24 protein-coding genes are annotated in these 26,888 nt (G+C 65.5%); 6 read left to right on the top strand and 18 right to left on the bottom strand.

Annotated features, from left to right (window positions below; genetic code table 11):
* From recO to H7F35_RS20060, 5 genes are read left to right on the top strand one after another with little or no spacing between them, the layout of a single operon-like run.
* On the top strand, positions 1-774 hold the full coding sequence (gene recO, locus H7F35_RS20040) for a DNA repair protein RecO (RefSeq protein WP_187108342.1): 774 nt from the start codon (positions 1-3) through the stop codon (positions 772-774).
* Complete coding sequence (locus H7F35_RS20045) at positions 771-1,535, top strand: pyridoxine 5'-phosphate synthase (RefSeq protein ID WP_187108343.1); 765 nt, start codon at positions 771-773, stop codon at positions 1,533-1,535. The genes recO and H7F35_RS20045 overlap by 4 nt, the downstream gene beginning before the upstream one ends.
* A gap of 13 nt (positions 1,536-1,548) precedes the next feature.
* A complete protein-coding gene (gene acpS, locus H7F35_RS20050; RefSeq protein WP_187108344.1) occupies positions 1,549-1,956 on the top strand; it encodes a holo-ACP synthase in 408 nt (135 codons plus the stop codon).
* Positions 1,953-3,041, top strand: coding sequence for a beta-N-acetylhexosaminidase (nagZ, locus tag H7F35_RS20055; RefSeq protein WP_187108345.1), 1,089 nt, complete (start codon positions 1,953-1,955; stop codon positions 3,039-3,041). The genes acpS and nagZ overlap by 4 nt, the downstream gene beginning before the upstream one ends.
* 3 nt (positions 3,042-3,044) lie before the next feature.
* The gene (locus H7F35_RS20060; protein WP_187108346.1) at positions 3,045-4,394 is read left to right on the top strand and encodes a galactosyl transferase GMA12/MNN10 family protein; all 1,350 of its coding nucleotides are present in this window, start codon (positions 3,045-3,047) and stop codon (positions 4,392-4,394) included.
* On the opposite strand, the gene H7F35_RS20065 is transcribed toward H7F35_RS20060, so the two are convergent.
* The 5 genes from H7F35_RS20065 to H7F35_RS20085 form a co-directional block, all read right to left on the bottom strand.
* Complete coding sequence (locus H7F35_RS20065; RefSeq protein WP_187108347.1) at positions 4,391-6,316, bottom strand: glycosyltransferase family A protein; 1,926 nt, start codon at positions 6,314-6,316, stop codon at positions 4,391-4,393. The genes H7F35_RS20060 and H7F35_RS20065 overlap by 4 nt on opposite strands.
* A gap of 49 nt (positions 6,317-6,365) precedes the next feature.
* A complete protein-coding gene (locus tag H7F35_RS20070) occupies positions 6,366-6,902 on the bottom strand; it encodes a YgjP-like metallopeptidase domain-containing protein (protein WP_187108348.1) in 537 nt (178 codons plus the stop codon).
* Positions 6,899-8,176, bottom strand: a complete 1,278-nt coding sequence (locus tag H7F35_RS20075) for an Hsp70 family protein (RefSeq protein ID WP_410010722.1) — start codon at positions 8,174-8,176, stop codon at positions 6,899-6,901. Before H7F35_RS20075 ends, H7F35_RS20070 begins: the two co-directional genes overlap by 4 nt.
* Entirely contained in the window at positions 8,173-9,744 is a 1,572-nt protein-coding gene (lysS, locus tag H7F35_RS20080; RefSeq protein WP_187108349.1) for a lysine--tRNA ligase, read from the bottom strand. Before lysS ends, H7F35_RS20075 begins: the two co-directional genes overlap by 4 nt.
* A gap of 125 nt (positions 9,745-9,869) precedes the next feature.
* The gene (locus H7F35_RS20085) at positions 9,870-10,514 is read right to left on the bottom strand and encodes an LON peptidase substrate-binding domain-containing protein (protein ID WP_261803289.1); all 645 of its coding nucleotides are present in this window, start codon (positions 10,512-10,514) and stop codon (positions 9,870-9,872) included.
* A 49-nt stretch (positions 10,515-10,563) separates the two neighbouring features.
* Here H7F35_RS20085 and H7F35_RS20090 point away from each other — a divergent pair, with 49 nt between their 5' ends.
* A complete protein-coding gene (locus tag H7F35_RS20090; protein ID WP_187108351.1) occupies positions 10,564-11,124 on the top strand; it encodes a YggT family protein in 561 nt (186 codons plus the stop codon).
* A gap of 68 nt (positions 11,125-11,192) precedes the next feature.
* On the opposite strand, the gene accD is transcribed toward H7F35_RS20090, so the two are convergent.
* The 13 genes from accD to gltA all read right to left on the bottom strand — a co-directional run bounded on the left by accD (position 11,193) and on the right by gltA (position 26,869).
* Positions 11,193-12,065, bottom strand: a complete 873-nt coding sequence (gene accD, locus H7F35_RS20095; RefSeq protein WP_187108352.1) for an acetyl-CoA carboxylase, carboxyltransferase subunit beta — start codon at positions 12,063-12,065, stop codon at positions 11,193-11,195.
* Positions 12,066-12,128: 63 nt separating this feature from the next.
* Positions 12,129-12,974: a tryptophan synthase subunit alpha gene (gene trpA / locus H7F35_RS20100; protein WP_187108353.1), complete on the bottom strand. Its 846-nt coding sequence runs from the start codon at positions 12,972-12,974 to the stop codon at positions 12,129-12,131.
* Positions 12,974-14,260, bottom strand: coding sequence for a tryptophan synthase subunit beta (trpB, locus tag H7F35_RS20105; RefSeq protein WP_187108354.1), 1,287 nt, complete (start codon positions 14,258-14,260; stop codon positions 12,974-12,976). The genes trpA and trpB overlap by 1 nt, the downstream gene beginning before the upstream one ends.
* Before the next feature lie 48 nt (positions 14,261-14,308).
* On the bottom strand, positions 14,309-15,013 hold the full coding sequence (locus H7F35_RS20110) for a phosphoribosylanthranilate isomerase (RefSeq protein WP_187108355.1): 705 nt from the start codon (positions 15,011-15,013) through the stop codon (positions 14,309-14,311).
* Entirely contained in the window at positions 15,010-15,831 is an 822-nt protein-coding gene (gene truA / locus H7F35_RS20115) for a tRNA pseudouridine(38-40) synthase TruA (protein WP_187108356.1), read from the bottom strand. Before truA ends, H7F35_RS20110 begins: the two co-directional genes overlap by 4 nt.
* Before the next feature lie 24 nt (positions 15,832-15,855).
* The gene (locus tag H7F35_RS20120) at positions 15,856-18,654 is read right to left on the bottom strand and encodes a FimV/HubP family polar landmark protein (RefSeq protein WP_187108357.1); all 2,799 of its coding nucleotides are present in this window, start codon (positions 18,652-18,654) and stop codon (positions 15,856-15,858) included.
* 169 nt (positions 18,655-18,823) lie between these two features.
* Positions 18,824-19,969 carry an aspartate-semialdehyde dehydrogenase gene (asd, locus tag H7F35_RS20125; RefSeq protein WP_187108358.1) on the bottom strand — a complete coding sequence of 382 codons (1,146 nt, stop codon included), beginning with the start codon at positions 19,967-19,969 and terminating at the stop codon, positions 18,824-18,826.
* 91 nt (positions 19,970-20,060) lie between these two features.
* Positions 20,061-21,149 carry a 3-isopropylmalate dehydrogenase gene (gene leuB, locus H7F35_RS20130; protein ID WP_187108359.1) on the bottom strand — a complete coding sequence of 363 codons (1,089 nt, stop codon included), beginning with the start codon at positions 21,147-21,149 and terminating at the stop codon, positions 20,061-20,063.
* A gap of 37 nt (positions 21,150-21,186) precedes the next feature.
* Positions 21,187-21,843, bottom strand: a complete 657-nt coding sequence (gene leuD, locus H7F35_RS20135; protein WP_187108360.1) for a 3-isopropylmalate dehydratase small subunit — start codon at positions 21,841-21,843, stop codon at positions 21,187-21,189.
* Between the two features lie 14 nt (positions 21,844-21,857).
* On the bottom strand, positions 21,858-23,279 hold the full coding sequence (gene leuC, locus H7F35_RS20140; RefSeq protein WP_187108361.1) for a 3-isopropylmalate dehydratase large subunit: 1,422 nt from the start codon (positions 23,277-23,279) through the stop codon (positions 21,858-21,860).
* Positions 23,280-23,328: 49 nt separating this feature from the next.
* A complete protein-coding gene (locus H7F35_RS20145; protein WP_187108362.1) occupies positions 23,329-24,282 on the bottom strand; it encodes a LysR substrate-binding domain-containing protein in 954 nt (317 codons plus the stop codon).
* A 117-nt stretch (positions 24,283-24,399) separates the two neighbouring features.
* Positions 24,400-25,461 carry a purine-nucleoside phosphorylase gene (locus H7F35_RS20150; protein ID WP_187108363.1) on the bottom strand — a complete coding sequence of 354 codons (1,062 nt, stop codon included), beginning with the start codon at positions 25,459-25,461 and terminating at the stop codon, positions 24,400-24,402.
* Between the two features lie 97 nt (positions 25,462-25,558).
* Positions 25,559-26,869 (bottom strand): citrate synthase, encoded by a 1,311-nt coding sequence (gene gltA, locus H7F35_RS20155; protein ID WP_187108364.1) that lies wholly within the window; start codon positions 26,867-26,869, stop codon positions 25,559-25,561.
* Between the last annotated feature and the right edge of the window lie 19 nt (positions 26,870-26,888).

The following is a 26,888-nucleotide window of genomic DNA, read 5'->3' on the forward strand; positions in this document are numbered from 1 at the left end:
GTGGCCGCTGCCCACCGCGTTTCGCACGAGCCGGCGTACGTGCTCCACCGCTACGACTGGAGCGAGTCGAGCCTGATCCTGGAGGTCTTCACCCGCCACCACGGGCGCATCGCGCTGGTGGCCAAGGGGGCGAAGCGGCCGAGTTCCAATTTCCGCCCGGTGCTGTTGCCGTTGCAGCCCCTGCAGCTCAACTACGGCGGCGACGCCGAGATCCGCACGCTCAAGGGCGCTGAATGGATGGGCGGCCACGTGATGCCAACCGGTGAAGCCCTGATGTCGGGCTACTACATCAACGAACTGGTGTTGCGCCTGCTGGCTCGCGACGACGCCCACGAAGCCCTGTTCGATGCCTACGCCGGGGTGGTGCAGGTGCTGGCGGGCGACCACGCCGGTGCCCAGGCTGCCACGCAGGCCGCCGCACTGCGCGCCTTCGAGCTTCTGCTGCTGCGAGGCGTGGGCCTGCTGCCATCGCTGGACGCGCAGACCCTCACACTGGAACCGCTCGCGGCCCGGGCGCGCTACACCCTCGTACCGGAAGCCGGATTGCGGCAGGCCGCCAAGGACGAAGCGGCACTGAACGGCGCCGACTGGCAGTCCCTGCAAGGCGTGCTCGACGATCGCGCGCCCTTCACCGCCACGCTGCGCGAGATCGCCACCATGAACGCCGGCAGCAACAGTGCCCTGCGAAACCAGTTGCGTGCGTTGCTCAACTACCATTGCGGCGTGACCACGCTGCGCACGCGGCAAATGATGAGAGATCTGCAAGCACTATGAGCACTTCAGGCAACGCCGGTACCACCTCGCTGTCGGTCAACCTCAACAAGGTGGCCCTGGTCCGCAACACACGCCATCTGGGCATCCCGAGCGTGGTGAAGGCGGCACAGGCCTGCCTGGCCGCCGGCGCGCAGGGCATCACCGTGCATCCGCGGCCCGACGCGCGCCACATCCGCGCGCACGATGTCAGCGACCTCTCGACGCTGCTCGCCAAGGACTGGCCGGCGATCGAGTTCAACATCGAGGGCAACCCCTTCCAGAACCTGATGGACTTCGTGCGCACGCTGAAGCCGCATCAGGCCACCTTCGTGCCCGACAGCGAAACGCAATCGACCAGCGACCATGGCTGGAGCTTCCCTGAAGTCGCGGAGCGCCTGCGCCCGCTGATCGCCGAAGCCAAGGCCTTGGGCGTGCGCGTCAGCCTGTTCATGGACCCTGTTCCCGGGATGATGGCGGCGGTCAAGGCCGTGGGCGCCGACCGTGTCGAGCTCTACACCGAAGGCTATGCGGCATCGCGCGGCACTCCCGATGAAGAAGCCGTGCTTGCGCGCTATGTGGCCTCGGCACGCGCGGCGCATGCCGCGGGCCTGGGCGTCAATGCAGGCCACGATCTGAGCCGCGACAACCTCACCGCCTTCCTGCGCGCGGTGCCCGGCGTGCACGAGGTCTCGATCGGCCACGCCTTCGTCGCCGACGCGCTCGAACTCGGCTACACGGCCACCACGCAGGAGTACCTGCGCTGCATCAGCGAAGCGCAGTGAACGCCGGCGCCGCATGATCTACGGCATTGGCACCGACATCTGCGACCTGCGTCGCATTGCGGCGACCTTCGAGCGCCAGGGCGAGCGCTTCGCCCGCAAGGTGCTGTGCGACGCCGAGTTCGCTGTGTGGAAGGCCCGCAGCGAGCGCTGGCCGAAGCGCGGGCTGAGTTACCTCGCCACGCGCTTCTCCGCCAAGGAGGCCTTCAGCAAGGCCATCGGCATGGGCATGCGCATGCCCATGACCTGGCGCTCGTGCGAGATCGCCAACCTGCGCAGCGGCAAGCCGGTGATCGTGCTGCATGGCGAACTCAAGGACTGGTTCGAGGCCAAGGGCCTCACCGCCCACGTGACCGTGACCGATGAAACCGAATATGCCGCGAGCTTTGTCGTGGTCGAGCACAAGAGCAGCAGCGACGCATGAATCCGATTTCCAGTACCCATTCGCCGTTGATCATCGACGTAGCCGGCACCGAACTGAACGCGGCCGACCGCCGGCGACTTGCCGACCCGCTGGTGGGCGGCGTGATCCATTTCGCCCGCAACTGGCAGGACCGCGCCCAGATGACGGCGCTCAATGCCGAGATCAAGGCGATCCGCCCCGACCTGCTGATCTGCGTCGACCACGAAGGCGGGCGCGTGCAGCGTTTTCGCACCGATGGCTTCACGCGGCTGCCGTCGATGCGCGCCCTGGGCGAGCTGTGGATGCGCGACGCCATGCGCGCGACGCAGGCCGCCACTGCGACGGGCCTCGTACTGGCCGCCGAGTTGCGAGCTTGCGGCGTCGACTTCAGCTTTGCGCCAGTGCTCGATCTGGACTACGGCGAGAGCAGTGTCATTGGCGACCGCAGTTTTCACCGCGACCCGCGTGTGGTCGCGTTGCTCGCCAAGAGCGTCATGCACGGCATGCTGCAGGCGGACATGCGCAATTGCGGCAAGCATTTCCCGGGGCACGGTTTCGTGACGGCCGACTCGCATGTCGAGATTCCGGTCGACAAGCGCGGACTCCAGGCCATCCTGGCCGACGACGCTCGGCCTTACGACTGGCTGGCGGGCACGCTCACCGCGGTGATGCCGGCGCATGTGATCTATCCGAAGGTCGACAAGCGGCCGGCGGGCTTTTCATCCAAGTGGCTGAAGGCCGTCCTGCGGCAGCGGCTCGGTTTCGACGGCGCGATCTTCAGCGATGACCTCAGCATGGAGGCCGGGCGCTACATAGACGGCAAGCTGCTCAGCTACGCCGATGCCGCGCTGGCGGCCATCGACGCAGGCTGCGATCTGGCGTTGCTGTGCAACCAGAGCATCGGCGATGGCGCGCCGCTCGACGCGTTGCTGGAAGATTTCGGCGTGGTCCGCGATGCAGGCCGCTGGGTGGGCGATGCCGCCAGTGAGGCACGCCGGCGGGCGCTGCTGCCTCGTTCGGCTGCGTCGTCGTGGCCGTTTCTCGCAAGTTCAGCGGAATACCTGGGCGCCAGGCGCATGCTGTCGCACGGCGGTCTGACGGAGTAGCGCATGCCTTTGTGCCTGAGCTTCTTTCCGCGCAAGGACGAGGCCACGCTGCGCAACCATGCGCACTACTGCCGCTTGTTCGGCTATCCGCATCAGTGGGTCGAGGCGGACCGCATCCGTCATCCGGCATTGCGCGACAGCGCCCGGTACAGCCACATCCTGCGCCATCTGCGCACGCTGCCCGAGAACGACTGGCTCCTGTTTCTCGACGGCGATTCGGTGGTGTTCCATCCCGTCGCCATCGAGGCCTTGATGCAGGGGCGGGACTCGCTGGTGGTGGAGGGTCCGCCCAGCGGCGACCAGCCGGGCCCCGCGATGACCAACATGATGGTGCTGCGCAACACCGCCGCGAACCGTGCCGCGCTGCACGCGTTGATGGGCGATGCGGGGAATGTCATCGCCTTGGTGAACCGCTCGACCGACGAAGCCGCGCGGCTGCGTCCAGTGGGCCTGCTCGGATGCAACGCCATGGTTGGCGACATCTACGTCAATGTCTCGTGGCGCATTCCGCAGTGGTTCCAGGCGCGCATCTTCGTCGTCAACCTGGGGCCGCTGCCCGTTGCGGCACCCGAGGGCGAATGGCGCGAAGCGCTGCTGCATGACACGAACCTGCAGGACTTGCTGGTGGCGCAGGTCAACAATGCGCTCATCCATGGCCATCCCATGCTGCAACCGGCGGCCTATCCTGCGCTGTCGGACGACGCCATGTCGAGCTACAACGCCGGCGCGGACATCGCCTTCGTCACGCTCTACACCCACCACGTTGCGAGCTATGCGCGGGTTTCCGAACACAACGTGAAGCGCTACTGCGACAGGCACGGTTATGCCTATCACGTGTACCGTGCGGTGCCCGAGACGATCGATCCTGGCATTGGCGGTTCGTGGGTCCGCAGCTGGCTGCTGCAACAGCACATCGCGCATCACAAGTGGGTGATCTGGGTCGATGCCGACGTCCTCTTCGTCAATCAAGGCCGCCGCATCGACGACCTGCTCGAAGGGCGCGAGCTGCTGCTGGCGAAGGATGTGGGCGGTTGGGCCTTCAATTCGGGTGTGATGGGTTTTCGCAATACGGCCCGCAACGCCGACCTGCTCGCGCGCATCTGGCAACGGATCGGCGAGGTGGGTGACAAGTCGGCGGTCTACAGCAGCCAGGGCGACCAGTACTACACCAACCAGGTGCTGTCCGAAGAGGGGTTGGTCGATGACCGTGTCGTCGTCGACAACCTGAGTATCAACACGCCGCCGCACCTGGCCTCGGACGAGACGCTGCTGGTGCACTTCATCAACCTGGACGAACCGTACCGGTCGGCGTACATGGCATCGATGGACGCGGTCTCCCAGCGCTTGCGCTAGTTGGCTGCCGACTCCGGTTCGAGCCTGAAGATCCGCACCGGCAACTGGTTGGCTGCGGGGGCCAGGAACCGGGCCACCTCGGGAATCATGAACTGGCTTTCCAGCCATGCCTTGTCGGCCAGGCCCGCATTGAAGAAGACCTGCAGCAGGCGCAATGCCTCGTGCCGAAGCGCACGGGTCAGTGTTTCGTGTTCGACCAGTTGTTGCTCCGGCGCTGCTGCCGGGCTGAAGCAGGCGCGTGCCAGGGTTTGCAACAGGCCTTGCGCAAAGTCCAGTGCCGACGGCCAATACAGCGCATAGAGCTTCGCGATCTCGTGCACGTCTTCGCCGCTGGATTTCGGCAGCAGATAGGCCAGCACCAGTGCGCGCGCTTGTGAGGCCTGCGTAGCGGCGCGGGCCGCATCGGCGGACGCGGGCAATGCGACCGGCCGGTGCAGCAGTTGGGGGACCACAGCGAAACGTGCGCCCGCGGCCACGCTTTTGCACAGCATGTGCAAGTCGTCGTGCGCCGTGAATTCCGGGTCGTGGCGCACGCCGCTGCGTTCAAGAAAACTGCGTCGCACCATGCAGGCTGACAGCAGCAGCGGACGGGGCCCGAGGTACTCGACCAGGATGTCCTGGTGCCGCTCGGCGAATTCGAACGGCCCTTCGTGCGTATCGCACCAGCAGCCCACGATGTCGATGTCGGTGCAGGTCTCCAGCAGCGCGGCCTGGCGTTGCAGGCGTTCGGGGGCGGGAATGTCGCCGGCATCGGAAAAGACGATGTAGTCGCCTTGCGCCTGCGCCAATGCAAGATTGCGGGCCGTGGCGCGGTCGCATGCGACCGGCAACGAAATCAACTGTGCATTGGCGATGCCTGCTTGGGTGAGAAGGGTGTCGAGGCCAGCAATCCCCGCGGGAGCAACGAGCACCACTTGGAGCGCAACGTCGCTTTGCGCGGCCCACGCGTGCAGGCTTTGCGACAGGGCTTCAAGCGAGTCCCCGGCCATGAGGCACACCGTCACACGCGGCATGTTCGTTGCCACGAACCGATCGGGCTGCTGCGCGCGCCAGCTCAGGAAGCGCTGGATGGCCGGGCCCACAAGGGGAGGCGCGAACGCATGGCTGAACAGCTCCAGGCCTTTGCGTTCGAGCGCCGCGCGGCGGGGGGCATCGGCGAGCAATTGCTCGATCGTCTCGATGAGCTTTTCGTAAGGGGCGCCGACCACCGAGTCACGCACGGAGGCCTCGATCTCACTGTCGGGATAAAGCTCGCAGACCACCGCCTTGCGATGGCGCAGCAGGATCGACAGGCGCGGCACTTCGACGATGCGCGACTCCTCCCAGTTGTGGAGGTTGAGCACGATCTTCGCGCGGCGCATGAAGCCGTTGCGCTCTTCCAGTGTCCAGGCGCGCCCGCGATTGACTTCGACCCGCAGTCCGCGCGCCATCAGCCCTTCGAGAATGTCGATGCGCCGGCGCGTCAGCGAGCCGAAGAACACGACGTCGATGTCCTGCTGCTCATCGGGCAGGATGTCGCTCAGCGGCAGGATTTCCGCCGCACCGGGTTCCCAACCGAGTGCGACGTAGTCCGCGTTCCTGTATTCCAGCTGGCGATGCCGCTGGAAATTCGACTTGCTGTATTCCCAGAGATAGCACTGCTTGAGAACGCCGAGGTAGCGCTCGTTCCAGGCGTGGGTGCCAAGCACCATCGGCTCGAAATTGACGACGATGCAATCGGGGTGGTGCTGCTCGATGTGTTCCCATGGCACATCCCAGAAGAAAAATAGGATGTTGATTTCACCCGGTTCGATGTAGCTCTGGTTGAAACGGGTCGGATAGCCGAGGCTTTCAGCCGCCAGCCTGAAGGCTTCGACGATGTCGCCGCAGGTCTCGTGCGAGGACAGCGACGTGAAGTTGAGGCGAGGCAGCGTCGTTGTCATGTGGGTAACGGCGCAGGCATGTTGGGATGACGCAGGTGAGGGAAGGGGGTTAGTCGCCGCCCGGCATGGGAGTCGCAACCATGCCGGACCAAAGGCGTTTTCCGCCCGTGTTCAGATGCTCAAGGTACAGGCGCAAATCGAACTCCAATCGATGATAGTCCGGCTCCATGTGCATGCAAAGTGCGTAAAACGCCTTGTCGTGCTCACGCTCCTTCATATGTGCCAACTCGTGCACAACAATCATGCGCAGCCAGTCGAGCGGCACTTCCTTGAACAGGCTGGCCACCCGGATCTCGCGCTTGGCCTTGAGCTTGCCGCCCTGCACGCGCGAGACCGTGGTGTGCGTGCCGAGCGCATTGCGGATCACGTGCAGTTTGCTGTCGTACATCACCTTGGACAACGGCTCGGCCTTGCGCATGAAATCGCTCTTGAGCCCGCTCACGTAGTCGTAGAGCGCACGGTCTGTCTGGATGCCATGCGAGCCCTCGGGGTAGCGCTGGGTCAGCAGCGCCCCGAGCTTGTCTTCAGCCATCAGTTGGCGGACCTGATCCAGCAGGGATGCCGGATAGCCCGCCAGGTACTTCATGCCGTGCGTCCTGGCCGCGCGACGCAGGCCAGGCCGGTCGCCACGCCGCCGAACAGGTCGCCTTCGACAAGATTCACGCCGGCAAAGCTCTTGCGCAATGCGTGCTGGAACGGCCGCAGGGCCGAAGAGCCGCCGGTCAGGTAGATTGCATCGAGGTCATTGCTCCGCAGGCCGGCCCGCTTGACGCAGGCGTGCGCACACGCGATGACGTTCTCGAGCGGCGTTGCGAGCTGTTGTGCCATGTCCGCCGGCGAGAGCGAAGCGACCAGCCCCGCTTCGGCGCAGGAAAGATCGATCGCGGTTTCCGCATCCCGCACCGAAGCATCGATCTTGGCCGCTTCGACAGCGCTGGCAATGCGGTGGCCATGCCGCTCTTCGAGCACGTTCATCAGCCGGTCGTGCAGCCGCGTGTCGCTGTAGCTCGTGCGCAGCTCCTTGGCCTGGCGAACCGCCTTGGGTGCGTAGAGCCAGTTGATCAGGTGCCAGGACGACAGCTCGAAGAACACCTTGCTCGGCACCTCGCGCCCCTGCGCGCCGGTGTGGCGAAAGCCGAACTGCGGCATGACGCGTTCGAGGTTCAGGCGCTGGTCGAAGTCGGTGCCGCCGATGTGCACGCCACTGGTGGCGAGCACGTCGTTGCTGCGGTCGTCGTGCGCGGCACGCTCGGGGCCGACGCGCACGACGGTGAAGTCCGAGGTGCCGCCGCCGATGTCGACGATCAGCACGATCGATTCTTTGGTAATGCGCTGTTCATAGTCGAAGGCTGCGGCAATCGGTTCGAGCTGGAACGCGATGTCGCGAAAACCGGCCGCGCGGGCCGCATGCCGCAGGCTTTCTTCGGCGCGCTCGTCGCGCTTGGAGTCGTCGTCCACGAAGTGCACCGGGCGCCCGATCACGACGCGCTCCGGCATCTGTCCAAGCTCGCGGCTGGCTCGCACGGCCAGCTCGCGCAGGAAGCGCGCGATGATGTCCTCGAAGCTCACGAGGCCGTCGTAGATCGCTGTTTTCTCCTGCATCAGCGCACTGCCGAGCAGGCTCTTGAGCGAGCGCATCAGGCGCCCTTCGGTGCCCGACAGGTACTGGGCGATGGCCTCGCGGCCGAAATGCGTCGTGCGGTCTTCGGCATTGAAGAAGATCGCGGTCGGCAGCGTGGTGGCCGTGCCTTCGATGGGCAGCAGCCGGGCGACGCCGTCGACCCGGCAGGCCACGGCGGAGTTGGAGGTGCCGAAGTCGATGCCGATCGTCGGCAGCGACGACGGAGACAACACGCTCAAGATTCCCTGCGCAGCGCCGGGAACAGGATCACGTCGCGAATGCTCGGCGAGTCTGTCAGCAGCATCATCAGCCGGTCGATGCCGATGCCGCAGCCGCCGGTGGGCGGCATGCCGTATTCGAGCGCGCGCACGAAGTCGTGGTCGTAGAACATGGCTTCGTCGTCGCCGCTGTCCTTGGCGGCCACCTGCGCGTTGAAGCGCGCGGCCTGGTCCTCGGCGTCGTTCAGCTCGCTGAAGCCGTTGCCGAATTCGCGGCCGGTGATGTACAGCTCGAAGCGCTCGGTGACCTCGGGGCGCTCGTCGTTGGCGCGTGCCAGCGGCGAGATCTCGGTCGGGTGTTCCATGATGAAGGTCGGCTGCCAGAGCTTCTCTTCGACAGTTTCCTCGAAGTACATCACCTGCAGGCTGGCCAGGCTGCGCTGCGAGAGCTTGTCTTTTTCTTCGCTCAGGCCGAGCTTGCGCAGGGCGTTGAGGAGCCACGCGGCGTCGTCCACCCCGTCACCGGCCTCGGTGTACTTCAGGATCGCTTCGCGGATCGTCAGGCGCTCGAAGGGCTGCGTCAGGTCGACGGGCTTGCCGCCGTAGGTGAGCTGCTGCGTGCCCACGGCCTTGTCGGCGATGGTGCGGATCAGCGTCTCGGTGAAGTCCATCAGGTCGCGGTAGTTCCAGTAGGCCGCGTAGAACTCCATCATGGTGAACTCGGGGTTGTGCCGCACCGAGATGCCCTCGTTGCGATAGCTCCGGTTGATCTCGAACACGCGCTCGAAGCCGCCAACGATCAGGCGCTTGAGGTACAGCTCGGGCGCGATGCGCAGGAACATTTCCTGGTCGAGCGCGTTGTGATGCGTCTTGAACGGCTTGGCGTTCGCGCCACCCGGAATGGGGTGCAGCATGGGCGTCTCGACTTCGAGGAAGTCGTTGGCCACCATGAACTCGCGCAGGGCGCTGACGGCCTTGCTGCGCGCGGTGAAGCGCGTGCGGGCGGTTTCGTCGGTGATCAGGTCGACGTAGCGCTGGCGGTACTTCTGCTCCTGGTCGGCCATGCCGTAGAAGTCGCCGGGCAGGGGGCGCAAACTCTTGGTGAGCAGGCGCAGCTTCGTGACCTTGACCGAGAGTTCGCCGGTCTTCGTCTTCATCAGCGTGCCTTCGGCGCCCAGGATGTCTCCGAGGTCCCAGCGCTTGAATTCGGCATAGGCTTCTTCGCCGACCGCATCGCGCGTCACGTAGAGTTGGATGCGGCCAGTGGCGTCCTGCAGGGTTGCGAAGCTGGCCTTGCCCATCACGCGCTTGAGCATCATCCGGCCTGCCACGCTCACCGCAATGGCCTGTGCTTCGAGCGCTTCGGCTTCGGTGGCGCCATGCGCCTCAGTCAGGGCCGTGGCGCGATGGCGTGGCTTGAAGTCGTTCGGGAACGCAACGCCTTTGCCCTCGGCCTGCGCTGTGCGCAGTAGCTTGAGCTTTTCGCGGCGTTCGGCGATGAGCTTGTTGTCGTCGACGGCAGGGGCTGCGGTCGGTGCCGCGACGGGCGCGGCGGACACGGGAAGGGGAGGGGTCAGGTGATCGGACATGGGAGGCGGGTGGCGCGCAACCGGGAGCGTGCGCGGGGCTGGCATTTTAGCCCATGGGCCTTTGAATAAAACCTGCCCCTATCGCCCGTCAATCCTGCGCAATGCGCTATGAAAAATGTAGCGACCTATTCAGTGATGCCTGTGCGTGTGAGCAGATCGCTGACCAGTTCGAGGCGCATGAGCGGGCTGTCGAGTTCCATCAGCCGTTGCCGAAGCTCGAGTTGCATCGGCACCAACTCGCACCAGCGGTTGGCCACCCAGCCGCAGTCGTTGAACTGGTAGGGCGCGCCGATCGGCAGCCGCACCGACTCGCCGTGTGAGCCGCGCCGTTCCTCGAGCGTGTCGACCAGACGCCGCAGCGCGGTGGCCGTGTGCTGCAGATCGTCAGGAATCTCGAGCGCGATGTCGTCCATCACGGCTTCCACTTCGGCCACCCACAAGCCGTGCTTCTGCAGCTCGGTGTGGCGAACGCGAAAGCGCTGGGTGCCGACGCATTCGATCTGCAGCAGGCCGCTTTGCGGTGAGTCGAACTCGCGGATCACGGCCAGCGTGCCGATGGCGGCAAAGCTCTCGGCATCGGCGCCAGCCTTGCGCACCTCGCTGCCGCTGGTGAGGCTGACCACGCCGAAGGGCGCATCGGCCTTGCGGCATTTGCCGATCATGTCGAGGTAGCGGACCTCGAAGATGCGCAATGGAAGCAGGCCGCCCGGAAACAGGACCGTACCGAGCGGGAACAATGGCAGTGAATGCAAAAGGGGTTGTGTCGTCATCGAAGAACCTTGCGTGGCTATCATCGCATTCCGCTCACGACCCCGCCCCATGCTCTATCAGATTCCCTCGTTCCTTCTCGACGTGATCGTCGGCCTGCTCGGCGGCGCCTGCCTGCTGCGCCTTTACATGCAGTACCACCGGGTGCCGTTCGGCAATCCGCTCGGGCGCTTCGTGTTTGCGATCACCGACTGGATCGTGCTGCCGCTGCGGCGCATCGTGCCGTCGATCAAGCGCTGGGACCTGGCAAGCCTGATCGCCGCCTGGCTGCTGGTGCTCGTGAAGTTCCTGCTGCTGTGGCTGCTGATCGGCAATCTGGGGCGGATTGCAACTTTGCCGCTGGTGTCGCTGGTGGGCCTGTTCCAGCTCGCGGTGTCGGGCCTGACGGCACTGCTGGTGGTCTATGCGGTGCTGTCGTGGGTGCCGGGCGCGTCGCCGATGCTGCTCGACCTGATCACGCGCCTGGCCGAACCGCTGGTGCGGCCGTTTCGCCGTTTCATCCCGCTGATCGGCGGCATCGACCTTTCGCCACTGGCCGCGATCGTCGTGCTGCAGGTGCTGGCGATCGTGCTGGGCAACCTGCTCGTGTTTGCCTATCAACTGACTTTTTGAAGCGACAAGAAAAAAGGGCCCGGGTGCATCGCACCCGGGCCCTTTTTCGTTGATTTGTCGCGTGCCGCTCAGCTCACGGCGTCGGCCGGCTGGCGCAGCAGCATGGCCAGCGTGCTGGCAATCGTCTTGCGCAGTTCGCGGCGATCGCTGATGAAGTCGATCGCGCCCTTGGTCTGCAGGAACTCGGCGCGCTGGAAGCCTTCAGGCAGCGTCACGCGCACGGTCGATTCGATCACGCGCGGGCCGGCAAAGCCGATCAGCGCCTTGGGCTCGGCAATCACCACGTCGCCCACGAAGGCGAAGCCGGCGGACACGCCACCCATGGTCGGGTCGGTCAGCACGCTGATGTAGGGCAGGCCCTTCTTCGCCAGGCGCGTGAGCGAGGCGTTGGTCTTGGCCATCTGCATCAGCGAAAGCAGGCCTTCCTGCATGCGTGCGCCACCGGTGGCGGTGAAGCAGATGAAGGGCACTTTCTGCTCGATGGCGGTTTCGACACCGCGCACGAAGCGCTCGCCGACCACGCTGCCCATGCTGCCGCCCATGAATTCGAACTCGAAGCAGGCCACGACCACGCTGATGCTGTGGACCGAGCCGCCGAGCACGACCAGCGCGTCGGTCTCGCCGGTGTTCTCGAGCGCTTCCTTGAGCCGCTCGGGGTACTTGCGGCTGTCCTTGAACTTCAGGGCGTCGACCGGCAGCACTTCCTGGCCGATCTCGTAGCGTCCTTCGGCATCGAGGAAAGCGTCGAGCCGCGCGCGGGCGCCGATGCGGTGGTGGTGGCTGCAGCTGGGGCAGACGTTCTGGTTGTGCTCGAGGTCGGTCTTGTAGAGCACCGTCTCGCAGGCAGGGCATTTGATCCACAGGCCCTCGGGCACCTGGCGGCGCTCGCTGGGGTCGGTTTGTGCGATCTTGGCGGGTAGCAGTTTTTCAAGCCAGCTCATAGGACTCCGAATTAGCTCCCCTCTCCCGAACGGGAGAAGGGCTGGGGTGAGGGGCAACCGAGATTATCGGCCAGCCGCATTCTTGGGGGTAGCCGCAGGCAGGGCGTCCAGCGCTTCGCGGATTCCGGCGAGGAATTCACGCACCGCGGGCACGACCTTTTCGCGTGGCTGGTCTTCGATGAGTTGAATGATCTTCGTGCCGATCACGACCGCATCCGCGGCCGATCCGACCGCCTGCGCCGTGCGCGCGTCGCGGATGCCGAAGCCCACGCCGACCGGAATGCTCACGTGCTGGCGAATGCGCGGGATCATCTGGCCGACCGCCTCGGTGTCGAGATGGCCGGCGCCGGTCACGCCCTTGAGCGAGACGTAGTAGACATAGCCGGTGGCGATGCGCGCCACCTGCGCCATGCGCTCGCTGGTGCTGGTCGGTGCCAGCAGGAAGATCAGGTCGATGCCGGCGGCCTTCAGGTCGGCGGCGAAGTCCTCGCATTCTTCCGGCGGGTAGTCGACCACCAGCAGGCCGTCGACACCCGCCGCCGCCGCGTCGCGGATGAAGGCCTTCTTGCCGTGCACGAGGTCGTAGCGCTCGACCGGGTTCGCATAGCCCATCAGCACCACGGGCGTGGTCGCGTCCTTCTGACGGAAGGCGGCCACGATGGCGAGCACCTGCTTCATGCCGATGCCCAGTGCCAGCGCGGCTTCGCCGGCCTTCTGGATCACCGGGCCGTCGGCCATCGGGTCGGAGAAGGGCACGCCGAGTTCGATCACGTCGGCACCCGCTTCGACCATGCCGTGCATCAGCTCGGGCGTGATGTCGGCGAAGGGAAAGCCGGCGGTGACGTAGGGAATCAGGGCCTTGCGGCCTTGCGACTGGAGCGTCTTGAAGGTGGCGGCAATGCGGCTCATCACTTGCCTCCCTTCACGCTCAGGCCGCGCATCGAGGGGCGGTCGTAGAAATCGACGCCCGACAGGTCGGCGACAGTGCCGATGTCCTTGTCGCCACGGCCCGAAAGATTCACCAGGATGGATTGGTCAGGGCGCATGGTCTTCGCGAGCTTCATGGCGTAGGCCACGGCGTGGCTGGATTCGAGCGCGGGGATGATGCCCTCCGTTCGACACAGGTAGTGGAAGGCTTCGAGCGCCTCCATGTCGGTGATGCCGACGTACTCGGCGCGGCCGATGTCGGCCAGGTACGCGTGTTCGGGGCCCACGCCCGGGTAGTCCAGGCCGGCGCTGATGCTGTGCGTCTCGGTGATCTGGCCGTCTTCGTTCTGCAGCAGGTAGGTGCGGTTGCCGTGCAGCACGCCAGGGCTGCCGCGAAGGATCGAGGCCGAGTGCTTGCCGCTGTCGAGCCCTTCACCAGCCGCCTCGACACCGATCAGGCGCGTGCCCGCGAACGGAATGTAGGGATGGAAGATGCCCATTGCATTGCTGCCGCCGCCCACGCAGGCGACCACCACGTCGGGCTGCTTGCCCTCGGCTTCACCGGTGATGCCGTCGGCGGCCAGCATGGCCGGCATCTGGTCGATGCACTCGGTGCCGATCACGCTCTGGAAGTCGCGAACCATCGTCGGATAGGGGTGCGGGCCGGCCACGGTGCCGATGATGTAGAAGGTGTTTTCCACGTTCGTGACCCAGTCGCGCATCGCCTCGTTGAGCGCGTCTTTCAGCGTCTTGCTGCCCGACTCCACAGGCACCACGGTCGCGCCGAGCAGGTTCATGCGGTAGACGTTGGGGCTCTGGCGCTTGACGTCCTGGCTGCCCATGTAGACCACGCATTCGAGGCCGTAGCGCGCGCAGATGGTGGCTGTTGCCACGCCGTGCTGCCCGGCGCCGGTCTCGGCGATCACGCGGGGCTTGCCCATGCGGCGCGCGAGCATCGCCTGGCCGATCACGTTGTTGATCTTGTGCGCGCCGGTGTGGTTGAGGTCTTCGCGCTTCAGATAGATCTGCGCGCCGCCCATTTCGCGGCTGGTGCGTGCGGCGTGGTAGATCGGCGAGGGCCGGCCGACGAAGTGCTTGAGCTCGTAGTGGAATTCGGCGAGGAACGCCGGATCGTCCTTGAACTTCGCATACGCGTCGCGCAGTTCGTTGATCGCGTGGGTGAGCGTTTCGCTCGCGAAAGTGCCGCCGTAGTTGCCGAAGTGGCCGGTGGCGTCGGGTTGCTGGTAGTCCTGGAAATTGCTTTGCATGGTTCTCGATCGTTGGGCCGCAGCCCGAATGACGATCGGGTGCGGCGGCTAACTGGAGAAGGACGGGGCGTCGGCAGCTCTCACTGCGGCGACGAATTGCCGGATCTTTCCGGCGTCCTTCAGGCCCTTGTTCCCCGGGCCGTCGATTTCGACGCCCGAGCTCACATCAACGGACAGCGTCTTGCAGCGCGTCCGCAGGATGCGAATGCCATCGCTCACGTTTGCAGGTGTGAGCCCACCACTCAAGACGAGGTGAGCGTCGACGGCGGGTGGAAGAAGTGACCAATCGAAAGCCTTGCCGCCACCGCCATAACCTTCGACATGGGCGTCGAGCAGGATGGCCTGGGCGTGGGAGTAATCGGACGCGTATTTTACGAGGTCGAAGCCGGCGCCGGCAGCCCCCAGCGGAATGCGGGCGGCGCGCATGTAGCGAAAACGGCCCGGGCCGCTGGCTTCCTCGCACTGCTGAGGCGTTTCTTCCCCGTGGAACTGGGCGATGGCGCCCTTCACACATGAGAGTGATGCTATGACTTTGGAAGCATCTTCGTTCACGAACAGCAGCACGGGCGTGATGAAGGGCGGCAGGCGCGAGGCCAGCTCGGCGGCGCGCTCGGCCGTGACGGCGCGAGGGCTTTTCGCGTAGAGCACGAAGCCGATGGCGTCGGCGCCGGCTTCGACTGCTGCATCCACATCGGCCTCACGCGTCAGGCCACAGATCTTGATGCGGGTGCGGGGAACGGCTGCTGCTGTCATGGCGGGCCATCATAAGGAGCCCCGCCCGCCTGCAATGTGGCCTCGGCCGGCAGACCCCACTTGGCGTCGTACAACGGGCCCAGGAAGTACAGGCCATCCGCCGAGAAAGTCGGAGCCGCCACCTTGCGGCTGCGGGCTTCAAGCACCTCGGAGATCCATTCGGGGCGTTCGTCGCCGCGGCCGATGCGCACGAGGCTGCCCATGAGGTTGCGGATCATGTGGTGCAGGAACGCATCGGCCTCGAACTCGAAATGCCAGCGGCATCGCTCGCCTTCGCCGACACGCGTGATCTCGATGCGGCGCAGGTTCTTCACAGGCGACTTGGCCTGGCAGGCCGAGGCACGGAACGAACTGAAGTCATGCGTGCCGATGAGCACGGCAGCGGCCTTGCGCATCGCATCGCCATCGAGCGGATGCATCGACCAGCCCATGCGCCCCGTGTCGAGGCTGGGCCGCACCGGCGACTGGGAAAGCACGTAGAGGTAGCGGCGTGCCAGAGCGCTGGCGCGGCAATGGAACTCGTCGGGCACCGGCTGGGCCCACTGCACTGCAATGTCGTCGGGCAGGAAGCGGTTGGTGCCGCGCATCCAGGAGAAGGGTTCGCGCTCGATGGTGGTGTCGAAGTGCACCACCTGCATCAGCGCGTGCACGCCGGCGTCGGTGCGGCCGGCGCACAGCGTGCCGATCGTGCCGGCGGGCTGTGCGGTGAATTTCGCGAGGGCGGCTTCCAGCTTGTCCTGCACCGTGCGGCCCGAGCGCTGGCTTTGCCAGCCCTCGTATGCCTGGCCGTTGTACCGGATGCCGAGCGCCAGCCTCACGAATTCAGGGAAGGAACAAGCCGCTCAGCGCAGCTCGGCGAGCAGTTGCCGTGCTTGCGACTTGAGGTCGCCAGCGCTTTCGGCTTCGACTTCCTCGACCAGCGAACGGGCGCCTTCGACGTCGCCGATGGCTTGCAGCTCGCGTGCGAGCGACAGCTTGACGGCGTGCGGGCTGTCGTCGCCTTCGTCTGCATGCGTGGCCGCTGCCGGCTTGGCCGCGGTTTCGGCGGAGCGGGCCGGCAGACCTGCCAGCGCGCTCATGTCGAACTCGATGAAGCCCGAATCCGCCGGCAGCGCGTTGCGCAGCATGGCCGGGCGGGTGTTGTGCTCCGCATCGCTCAGGTTCAGGGTCGATGGGCGGGTGTCGGGGGTCAGCGCGCCAGGGGCGGTGTCGAAATCGTTTTCAAGATCGACAGGCGTTGCGGCATGGCCGTTGGACAGCGGCGCGGCGGGGCGCGCGGTGGTCGGGGCGGGTGCGTAGGCCGACTTCGGCAGGCTGGCGCCGACTGGGGCGTGGTTCGGAGCCGGTGCTGGCGGTTGGCTCAGATCGAGGTCGAAGTCCAGCGGTGCCACCGAGGGGACGAAGGCGGGTGGTGCTGCGGCGGCTGGCGGCGCTGCGGGAGGTGGCGGCGCCACCGGTTTGGCGGCTGCGGCCAGAGCGCCGGCGAAAGCGGCGGTCTCGGCAGCGCTCGCGCTGCGTGGTGCACCCGATTCGTACAGCGGGTTGCCTGGGTCGAGGTCCTTGCCCATGTCGACCACGCGGGTCCACTCGGAACCCAGGCCGCCGGTCAGCTTGTGCACTTCAGTGGCAAGGCCCTCGTAGGCCCGCACATCGCGGCGCTTGGCGTGGATTTCGAGCAGCTTGAGGTGGATGGCGGTGCGGTCCGGGTTCAGGCGCAGTGCTTCGCGCAGGATTTCCTCGGCTTGCAGGTCGCGGCCGTAGGCCAGGTAGACGTCCGCTTCGGCCACGGGGTCGACATCGCCGGCGTCGAGCTGGCTCGGCGAGTACGACAGCGAAGAGACGGTGGAATCGCCGCGATGCTTGGTGTCGACCGATTCGCCACCGCTGGCGCCGAAGAACGAGTCCTTGGGAATGCGGCTTTCGAGGAACACGCTTTCGCTCATTTCCTCGCGCCGGCGACCCAGCACGCGATAGAGCAGGAAGCCGACCAGCAGCGCGATCAGCGCAGCACCGGCGAGCATCAGCGGGTTGTCGAGCAGTTCTTCGAAGAAGCTGCGTTCCGGCGGGGGCGGCGGAGGCGGTGCTGCTTTGACCACCGGCTTGGGGGCGGGCGTTGGTGCTGCTGCAACTGCGGCGCTCGCTGCGGCCGCCGCGGGCAAGGCTGCTGCATCGGCGGACGGTGTCGTGCCGGCCGCTGCGGCGGAAGCGGCTGCGACAGGCGCAACTGCCGCGGGAGCCGGCGTCGTGGCTTCAGGGGTTGGGGCGGTTGGTGGCGCGGCAACTGGTGCGGCTGCCGCAACGGCAGGTGCGGCGGCCGGCGCAGGCGCGGGACTCGCGACGGCTGGTGTCGTCGTCGCGCTGGTCGCTGGCGTCGGAACCGCGATGCCCGGCGTTGCCGGTGCGGCAGGGGCCGCCGCTGCAGGCGTTGACGAGCCAGTGCCGGCCTTGAGCTTGTTCAGCTCGTTCAGGTTCTTCGACAGCTCCGCCACGCGGTTGTTGTTGTCCTGTGCCTGGCGTGCCTGCGCGACTTTTTCGTCGGCTGCGCGGGTCGACGCACTGCCTTGGGAGATCGTGAGCTTGTCGGGCGCGCTGGCCGCAGCGTTGCGGTCTTCCACGTTGGTTTGCAGCTTGCCCGAGGCCTTGCGGCTGGCAGCGGCCACGTTCGAGGTCGGCGCGTTTTCGGCCAGACGCTGGCGGTAGGCGCCGAAGTCGCGGCTTTGCGCCGTGACCGTGCGACGTGCTTCCGCAGGAGTGACGGCCGCCGCTTCGGCGGCACCCGGCAGGTCGAGGACTGCGCCGGCCCGCATGCGGTTGACGTTGCCGCCAACGAAGGCATCCGGATTGGCGAGCAGCAGCGCCACGAGCATCTGGTCGAGGGACACGTCGGCCGGCTTGTGGGCGCCGGCGATCTTGCTGGCGGTGTCGCCACGCTGCACGGTGACTTGTTCGCCGCTACCGCCGCTACCGCCGCTGGCGCGCGCCGGTGCGGCGGCAGTGACGGGTGCGGGGGCTGCTGCCGCCGGTGCTGGTGCAGGAGCGGCGGCGACCGGTGCCGAAGGAGCAGCCGCAACAGGCGCCCGCTCGCGGGGGGCGCGGGCGACCGGGGCAGGGCGCTCGACGGGCGTGCTGATCTGGGGAGCGATGGGCGTTGCCGGCGTGCTCGTTGCCGCCTGGCGTGCGGCTGGCGGATCGAGCAGCACGGTGTAGTCGCGCACGATGCGGCCCGACGACCCGTTGGCTTCGAGCAGCAGGTCGATGAACGGATCGTTGAGCGCGCGGTTGCCGCTCAGGCGCACCACGTACTGGCCGCCCGCGCGACGTTGCAGCGTCGCCTTGACGTCGCTCAATGCCGTGTTGTACGGAATACCCGCGTTCTTGAAGGCTTCGGCCGTGGCGATGTTGATCTTCAGACCGTCCGCTTCGGCGGCGGCAATCTCGGTCACGTCGATCTCCGCACGCAGCGGTTCGCCCAGCGCCGATTGCACTTTCAACTGACCCAGCGCGAAAGCGCTGGCGTCGGTGCTGGCAAGGCCCAGAGCCACGGCGGCGGCCGCGCCCAGGATGGAAAGGCGCCAACCGTTCGATGGCAGAGGCGGGCGAACGGCCGAGGGGCTGGCCGCGGGCAACAGATGTCTTGTCATGCTGATAGGGGGCGGCTCAGGCCCAGAATTTGTAAGAGGACGTTAGCATCATCACCGGGCACTGACAAGGCAATGCGCCCGTTCTACCCAGTGCGCGCATACTTACGATCACATCTTGTGTTGCCTGAAGGCAACAAATTGTGTTTCAAATGGGCCTGAGCAGCCCGCATCAGGCTTCGAGCAAGATGCGCAGCATGCGGCGCAGCGGTTCCGCGGCACCCCACAGCAGTTGGTCGCCGATGGTGAAAGCGCCGACGTACTCGGGGCCCATCGCCAGCTTGCGGATGCGGCCAACCGGGATGTTCATCGTGCCGGTCACGGCCACGGGCGTCAGGTCCTTCACCGTGGCTTCGCGGGTGTTCGGCACCACGCTGGCCCAGGGGTTGTCTGCGGCGATCAGTGCTTCGATGTCGGCAACCGGCACGTCCTTCTTCAGCTTGAAGGTCAGGGCCTGGCTGTGGCAGCGCATGGCGCCGATGCGCACGCAGAAACCGTCGACCGGCACGGCGGCAGTGCCGAAGCCCGCGCCCTGGCCGAGGATCTTGTTGGTTTCGGCGCCGGCCTTCCATTCTTCCTTGGACATGCCGTCGCCCAGATCCTTGTCGATCCAGGGAATCAGCGAGCCGCCCAGCGGTGCGCCGAAGTTGGCCGTTTCGGCGGCGCTCAGGTTCTGCTGCTTGTGCAGGACCTTGCGGTCGATTTCAAGAATGGCCGACTTCGGGTCGTCCAGCAGTGAGCGCACTTCGGCGTTGATCGTGCCGAACTGGGTCAGCAGCTCGCGCATGTGCTGCGCGCCGCCACCCGATGCAGCTTGGTAGGTCATGCTGGTCATCCACTCGACCAGGCCAGCCTTGTAGAGGGCGCCCACGCCCATGAGCATGCAGCTCACGGTGCAGTTGCCGCCGATCCAGTTCTTGCCGCCGTTGGTGAGCGCGTTCTGGATCACTGGCAGGTTGACGGGGTCGAGCACGATGATCGCGTCGTCCTGCATGCGCAGGGTGGAGGCCGCATCGATCCAGTGGCCGTTCCAGCCGGCGGCGCGCAGCTTGGGGAACACCTCGCTGGTGTAGTCGCCGCCCTGGCAGGTGATGACGATGTCGCACTTCTTCAGGGCTTCGATGTCGTTCGCATCCTTCAGCGCGGTTTCGTTCTTGGCCATCGCCGGGGCCTTGCCGCCAGCGTTGGAGGTCGAGAAGAACAGCGGCTCGATGAGACCGAAGTCGCCTTCGGCCTGCATGCGGTCCATCAGGACCGAGCCGACCATGCCACGCCAGCCTACGAGGCCGACCAGAGGTTGTTGGGATGCGTTCGCCATTTCAGTTTGCCCTTGTGAAAAAAGAAAGAAGTTGTCTTTTTTTGCCCCCGACTCGTCGAGCCGGGGAGGGGCGTGACGAAGCGGGCTGCGGTTAGCCGGTAATCGTCTTTTTGGTGATTGCTGCAACGACCGCGTCGCCCATCTCGCGGGTGCCGACGCGCTTCGTACCTTCTGACCAGATGTCACCCGTGCGCAGCCCGGAGGCGAGCACGTCCTTGACCGCCGACTCGATACGGTCGGCAGCTTCGGCTTGGTTGAGTGAAAAGCGGAGCATCATGGCAGCGGACAGGATTGTAGCCAAAGGATTGGCAACCCCTTTGCCGGCAATGTCTGGGGCGCTGCCATGGCTGGGCTCGTACAGGCCCTGGTTGCTCGAATTGAGCGACGCCGAGGGCAGCATGCCGATGGAGCCCGTGAGCATCGCGGCCTCGTCCGAGAGGATGTCGCCGAACATGTTGCCGGTGACCACCACGTCGAACTTCTTGGGCGCCTTCACGAGTTGCATGGCTGCGTTGTCGACCAGCATGTGGTCGAGTTCGACGTCCGGATATTCCTTCGCGATGTCGAGCATCACGTCTTTCCACAGCTGCGAGGTTTCCAGCACGTTGTTCTTGTCGACGCTGGTCACGCGCTTGCTGCGCTTGCGGGCGGCCTCGAAGGCCACGCGCGCGATGCGCTCGACCTCGGGGCGCGAGTAGCGCATCGTGTCGAAGGCTTCTTCGGCGCCAGGAAAGTGCCCGTCCGTCGCGATGCGGCGGCCGCGCGGCTGGCCGAAATAGATGTCGCCGGTCAGCTCGCGAATGATCAGGATGTCCAGGCCCGAGATCAGTTCGGGCTTCAGGCTCGATGCGTCCACCAGTTGCTCGTAGCAGATGGCCGGGCGGAAGTTGGCGAACAGGCCGAGGTTCTTGCGCAGCCCCAGGATCGCCTGCTCGGGCCGCAGCGGCCGGTCGAGCTTGTCGTACTTCCAGTCGCCGACCGCGCCGAACAGCACCGCGTCGGATTCCTTCGCCAGCTTGAGCGTCGATTCAGGCAGCGGATGGCCGTGGGCCTCGTAGGCCGCACCGCCGACCAGTGCCGATTCCATCTCGAACTTCAGGTCGAGCACGTTGAGCACCTTGACGGCTTCCGCCACGATTTCGGTGCCGATGCCGTCACCCGGGAGAACTGCGATTTTCATTTTTGTCGTGTATTGAAGAGAGAAATCAGAGATGCGCTCAGGCGTTGGCCAGCATCGTATGCGCGAGCCACGGCTTCTGCGCCAGTCGCTCGGTCTCGAAGGCCTTGATCTTGTCCTTGTGGCGCAGCGTCAGGCCGATGTCGTCCAGTCCGTTGATCAGGCAGTACTTGCGGAAAGCCTGCACATCGAACGCGAACTCGCCGCCATCGGGCTTGACCACCACTTGGCGCTCGAGATCGATCGTCAGCGTGTAGCCCGGAAAGGCCAGGGCCTCGTCGAACAACTGCGCCACCTGGGCTTCGGGCAGCACGATCGGCAGCAGGCCGTTCTTGAAGCTGTTGTTGAAGAAGATGTCGGCGTAGCTCGGCGCGATGATCGCGCGAAAGCCGTACTGGTCGAGCGCCCACGGCGCATGTTCGCGCGACGAGCCGCAACCGAAGTTCTTGCGCGCCAGCAGCACCGAGGCGCCCGCGTAGCGCGGCTGGTTCAGCACGAAATCGGGGTTGGGCTTGCGGCTGGCCGGGTCCTGGCCCGGAAAGCCGGCATCGAGGTAGCGCCACTCGTCGAACAGGTTCACGCCGAAGCCGGTCTTCTTGATCGACTTGAGGAACTGCTTCGGAATGATCGCGTCGGTGTCGACGTTCTCGCGGTCCATGGGGGCCACGAGGCCCTTGTGCACGGTGAATTTCTGCATGTGATGTCTCCAGGTTAGGCGAAGGTGCGCACGTCGACAAAGTGACCGTGCACGGCGGCGGCGGCGGCCATCGCGGGGCTCACGAGGTGGGTGCGGCCACCGGCGCCCTGGCGGCCTTCGAAGTTGCGATTGCTGGTCGATGCGCAGCGCTCGCCGGGTTCCAGGCGGTCGGCGTTCATGGCCAGGCACATCGAGCAGCCGGGCTCGCGCCATTCGAAGCCCGCGGCCTTGAAGATCAGGTCGAGCCCTTCGCGCTCGGCCTGCTCCTTCACCACGCCCGAGCCGGGCACGACCATCGCGAGCTTGACGTTCTTCGCGACCTTCTGGCCCAGCTTCTTCACCACGGCGGCGGCTTCGCGCATGTCCTCGATGCGGCTGTTGGTGCACGAGCCGATGAACACCTTGTCGATGAAGATGTCGTTCATCGCCTTGTTGGGCTCCAGGCCCATGTAGACCAGTGCGCGTTCGATGGCGCTGCGCTTGCTCGCGTCTTTTTCCTTGTCGGGATCGGGCACGCGGCCGTTGATGTCGACCACCATTTCGGGCGACGTGCCCCAGGTCACCTGTGGCGGGATCTGCGCGGCATCGAGTTCGACCACGGCGTCGAAGGTCGCGCCAGCGTCGGATTGCAGCGTGCGCCAGTAGGTCACGGCCTGTTCCCATTCGACGCCGGTGGGCGCGAGCGGGCGGCCCTTCACGTAGCTGATGGTCTTTTCGTCGACCGCCACCAGCCCGGCGCGCGCGCCGGCTTCAATGGCCATGTTGCAGACCGTCATGCGGCCTTCCATGCTGAGGTCGCGAATGGCCGAGCCCGCGAATTCGATCGTGTAGCCCGTGCCGCCAGCGGTGCCGATCTTGCCGATGATCGCCAGCACGATGTCCTTGGCCGTGCAGCCCAAAGGCAGCTTGCCTTCGACCTTCACAAGCATGTTCCTGGCCTTCTTGCCGAGCAGCGTCTGCGTGGCCATCACGTGCTCGACCTCGCTGGTGCCGATGCCGTGCGCGAGCGCGCCGAAGGCGCCGTGCGTGGAGGTGTGCGAGTCGCCGCACACCACGGTCATGCCCGGCAGCGTGGCGCCCGATTCAGGCCCGATCACGTGCACGATGCCCTGGCGCTTGCTCAGGAACGGGAAGAACGCGGCGGCGCCGAATTCCGCGATGTTCTTGTCCAGCGTGGTGACCTGCTCCTTGCTGGTCGGATCGGCAATGCCTGCGTAGCCGCGTTCCCAGCCGGTGGTCGGTGTGTTGTGGTCGGCCGTGGCCACGACCGAGCTGATGCGCCACAGCTTGCGGCCGGCTTCGCGCAGGCCCTCGAAGGCTTGAGGGCTGGTCACTTCGTGCACCAGGTGGCGGTCGATGTAGAGGATCGCGGTGCCGTCGTCCTCGGTGTGGACGACGTGTTCGTCCCAGATCTTGTCGTAGAGCGTGCGTGCCATGTCGGTCTCTTCTTTCGTGGGGAAATGGATTGTCTGTGGTCGATGCGGTCTAGGCCGCGAGTGGTTCTGTGGCGTCCGCCGAGTCGGCGGCGGCATGCAGGTGGTTGACCAGCGAGCGGGCCGCCACCGGCAGCGTGGAGAAGTCGCGCGCCACCAGCCGGATTTCGCGGGCCGCCCAGGCGTCGTTGAGCGCCACGCTCACGAGGCCGCGGCCGATGCCGTTCTGCATCAGCTCGAAGGCGCGGTGCGGCATCACGCCAATGCCCAGGCCGTTCTCGATCATCCGGCACATGGCATCGAGGCCCGTGACGTGGATGCGCAGCTTGATGCTGCGCCCGGCGTTCAGCGCCGCCTCGTGCATCGCGACGTAGATCGAGCTGTTGGTGTGCAGGCCGACGTGGTCGAAGTCGAGTGAATCGATGAAGTCGATGGCGCCCTGCGGTGCCAGTGCATGGCCTGTCGGAACGATCAGTGCCAGGCGATCGTGCCGGTACGACAGGCTTTGCAATTCGCTCGCGCCACCGGCCACGTGGCACACGCCAAGGTCGGCCGCGCCTTCCTGCACCGCGCGAATCACTTCGCTGCTCAGGTGCTCCTCGAGGTCGATCTTGATGGCCTCGTGGGCGCGTGTGAACACGCCGAGGTCCTCGGGCAAGAACTGAACGATGGCCGAGATGTTCGCGTGCACCCGCACGTGGCCGCGCACGCCGTCTGCGTACTCGCTCAACTCGCCCTGCATCTTCTCCAGGCTGTAGAGCACCGAGCGCGCATGGTGCAGCAGGCTTTCGCCGGCGGGCGTCAAGTCGACGCCGCGCGCATGGCGGTAGAGCAGGGTGGTGCCGAGCGTGGCTTCGAGGTCGGACAGGCGCTTGCTGATTGCCGATGCCGCGATGAATTCGCGCTCCGCCGCGCGCCCGATGCTGCCCAGTTCGCACACGGCCACGAACAACTGCAACGACGTGAGGTCGATGCGGCGGGCGAAGTTGCGTTCTGACGTGCTCATGGGGATTGGGCATCGCGTCTGGCGATGAGTTTGCCATTTTCCCCTCGTTTTAGAGGTGATGCCATCGCGATATGCGATGGCCTTGCTGCCGTCCCGCGACGAGCCGCTGTCGTCAGGTCAGTCTGCGGGAATCCCTGCGCTCCAGGCTGACCAGTTGCCGACGATCGTGTCGACCAGCGGACGGCCCGCGATCAGGAGGTTGCCGGTGGCCAGCGAAAAACCGCCCGATTCGGCTTTCAGAGAGGCGTATGCGGTCTGCCCCTTGTGGGGGCGATCGAAATTGGAGGCTGTGCGAAGGACCGCCACGCGCTGCAGGTCGAGCAGTCCGGCATCGGCTCCCCGCTTCAGTGCCTCGTAGGTGGCGTTGTCTTCCTGCTGGGTGGTGCAGTACTTGCCCTGCCCATCGGTCAGAAGCGAAACCCAGTGGGTGGCCACCTCTCCAAGGAATCTGCCGTGCCAATAGGTGTCTCCGGCCGCGGTGTCGCACTGAAGGACCGACGGACGAGCTCTGGCGGCCTGCTGCTCATACTGGGCGCGGTAGGCGCGTGCCTTGTCGTTGTCGGCCAAGGAGACTCCGGCCGACAGCTTCAGGGCTTTTTGCAGCAATCTTTCATTGAGGCGAAAAACCTCGGTTCGGTATTCGAACTTGGGTTTTGTGTCCGGGTCCTTGGCGCCGATTCCAAAATAACCCGCGCGCCAGCCCGGCGGCATTTCGCGCGCATCGATTTCGTGCGCGATGCCGTAGTCGACCAGGAATCGGGCCCAGGTGGCCGATCCGATGGTCGAGACATGGGGGTCGACGCCCGCAATGCCGGCCACCAGAAAGTAGGTTTGGGAGAGATCGAATTTCCCGCTGAATACCAACGCCGTGATCGACGCCGCCGCATTCGTGTGGCCCATGCCGGTGGTGACTTGGCACACCGAATCGGCACTGCACCGGACCAGCGGATCGTCGGCGGACAGGCCCGGAACCTTGATCTCGCGGGTCAGCTTCAGCGGCTCGATCCACACCTGGGCTTCAGGCTTGAACATGCTGATGATGAGAACTTTCACCGCAATCTGCTGCTGCGGCGGCTTCGCACCGGGTGCATCGGTGGCGCAGCCGAACAGCAGCGTCGCTGCGAAGGCAATGAATGCCGCCCTCGCGCCAAACCAGGTCACGCGTTGAAAAACTGACATTCACCTTCTCCTTTGTGGGCCTGAAGAGATCGCAATTTACAGGCCAAAAAAAGCTGCCCGAAGGCAGCTTTCTTGATCATCGAGATTCGACGGAAGCTCAGCGAGCCGTGATCGGCTTGACGTCGCGCTTGGGCGAGCCTTCGAACAACTGGCGCGGACGGCCGATCTTGTACTCGGGGTCGCCGATCATTTCGTTCAGCTGGGCGATCCAGCCGACCGTGCGGGCCAGCGCGAAGATCGCGGTGAACAGCGGCACCGGGATGCCGATGGCGCGCTGCACGATGCCCGAGTAGAAGTCGACGTTCGGGTAGAGCTTGCGCGACACGAAGTACTCGTCTTCCAGGGCGATCTTTTCCAGTTCCTTGGCCAGCTTGAACAGCGGATCGTTTTCCAGGCCCAGTTCGGTCAGCACTTCGTTGCAGGTTTCCTGCATCAGCTTGGCGCGCGGGTCGTAGTTCTTGTACACGCGGTGGCCGAAGCCCATGAGCTTGACGTTCGAGTTCTTGTCCTTGACCTTCTTGATGAACTCGCCGATCTTCTCGACGCCGCCTTCCTTCTGGATGTCGTACAGCATGTTCAGGGCTGCTTCGTTGGCGCCGCCGTGGGCAGGGCCCCAGAGGCAGGCCACGCCGGCCGCGATGGCCGCGAAGGGGTTGGTGCCCGACGAGCCGCACAGGCGCACCGTCGAGGTCGAGGCGTTCTGCTCGTGGTCTGCGTGCAGGATGAAGATGCGGTCGAGCGCGCGCTCGAGCACCGGGTTCACCTTGTACTCTTCGCATGGCGTGGCGAACATCATGTGCAGGAAGTTGCCTGCGTAGCTCAGGTCGTTCTTCGGGTACATGTACGGCTGGCCGATCGTGTACTTGTAGGCCATGGCCACGAGCGTGGGCATCTTCGCGATCAGGCGGATCGCGGCGATCTCGCGGTGCTCGGGATTGTTGATGTCCGTGCTGTCGTGATAGAAGGCCGACAGGGCGCCCACCAGGCCGGTCATGATGGCCATCGGATGCGCGTCGCGGCGGAAGCCACGCAGGAAGAACTGCATCTGCTCGTTCACCATCGTGTGGTTGGTCACGAGCTTGGTGAAGTTGGCCTTCTTGGCCGTGTCCGGCAGTTCACCGTACAGCAGCAGGTGGCAGGTTTCCATGAAGTCGCAGTTGGTCGCGAGCTGCTCGATGGGGTAGCCGCGATACAGCAGCTCGCCCTTGTCGCCATCGATGTACGTGATGGCCGACTGGCAGGCGGCGGTCGACATGAAGCCCGGGTCGTAGGTGAACATGCCGGTCTGTGCGTACAGCTTGCGGATGTCGATCACGTCGGGGCCGACGGTGCCCTTGTAGATCGGCAGTTCGACGCTGTCGCCGCCGTTGCTGAACGACAGCGTGGCCTTGGTATCGGATGCTTTCATTTCGATTTTCTTTCAGAGG

Origin of the sequence: Variovorax sp. PAMC26660 (assembly GCF_014302995.1) — a bacterium.
In the GTDB taxonomy this organism is placed as follows: Bacteria; Pseudomonadota; Gammaproteobacteria; order Burkholderiales; family Burkholderiaceae_C; genus Variovorax.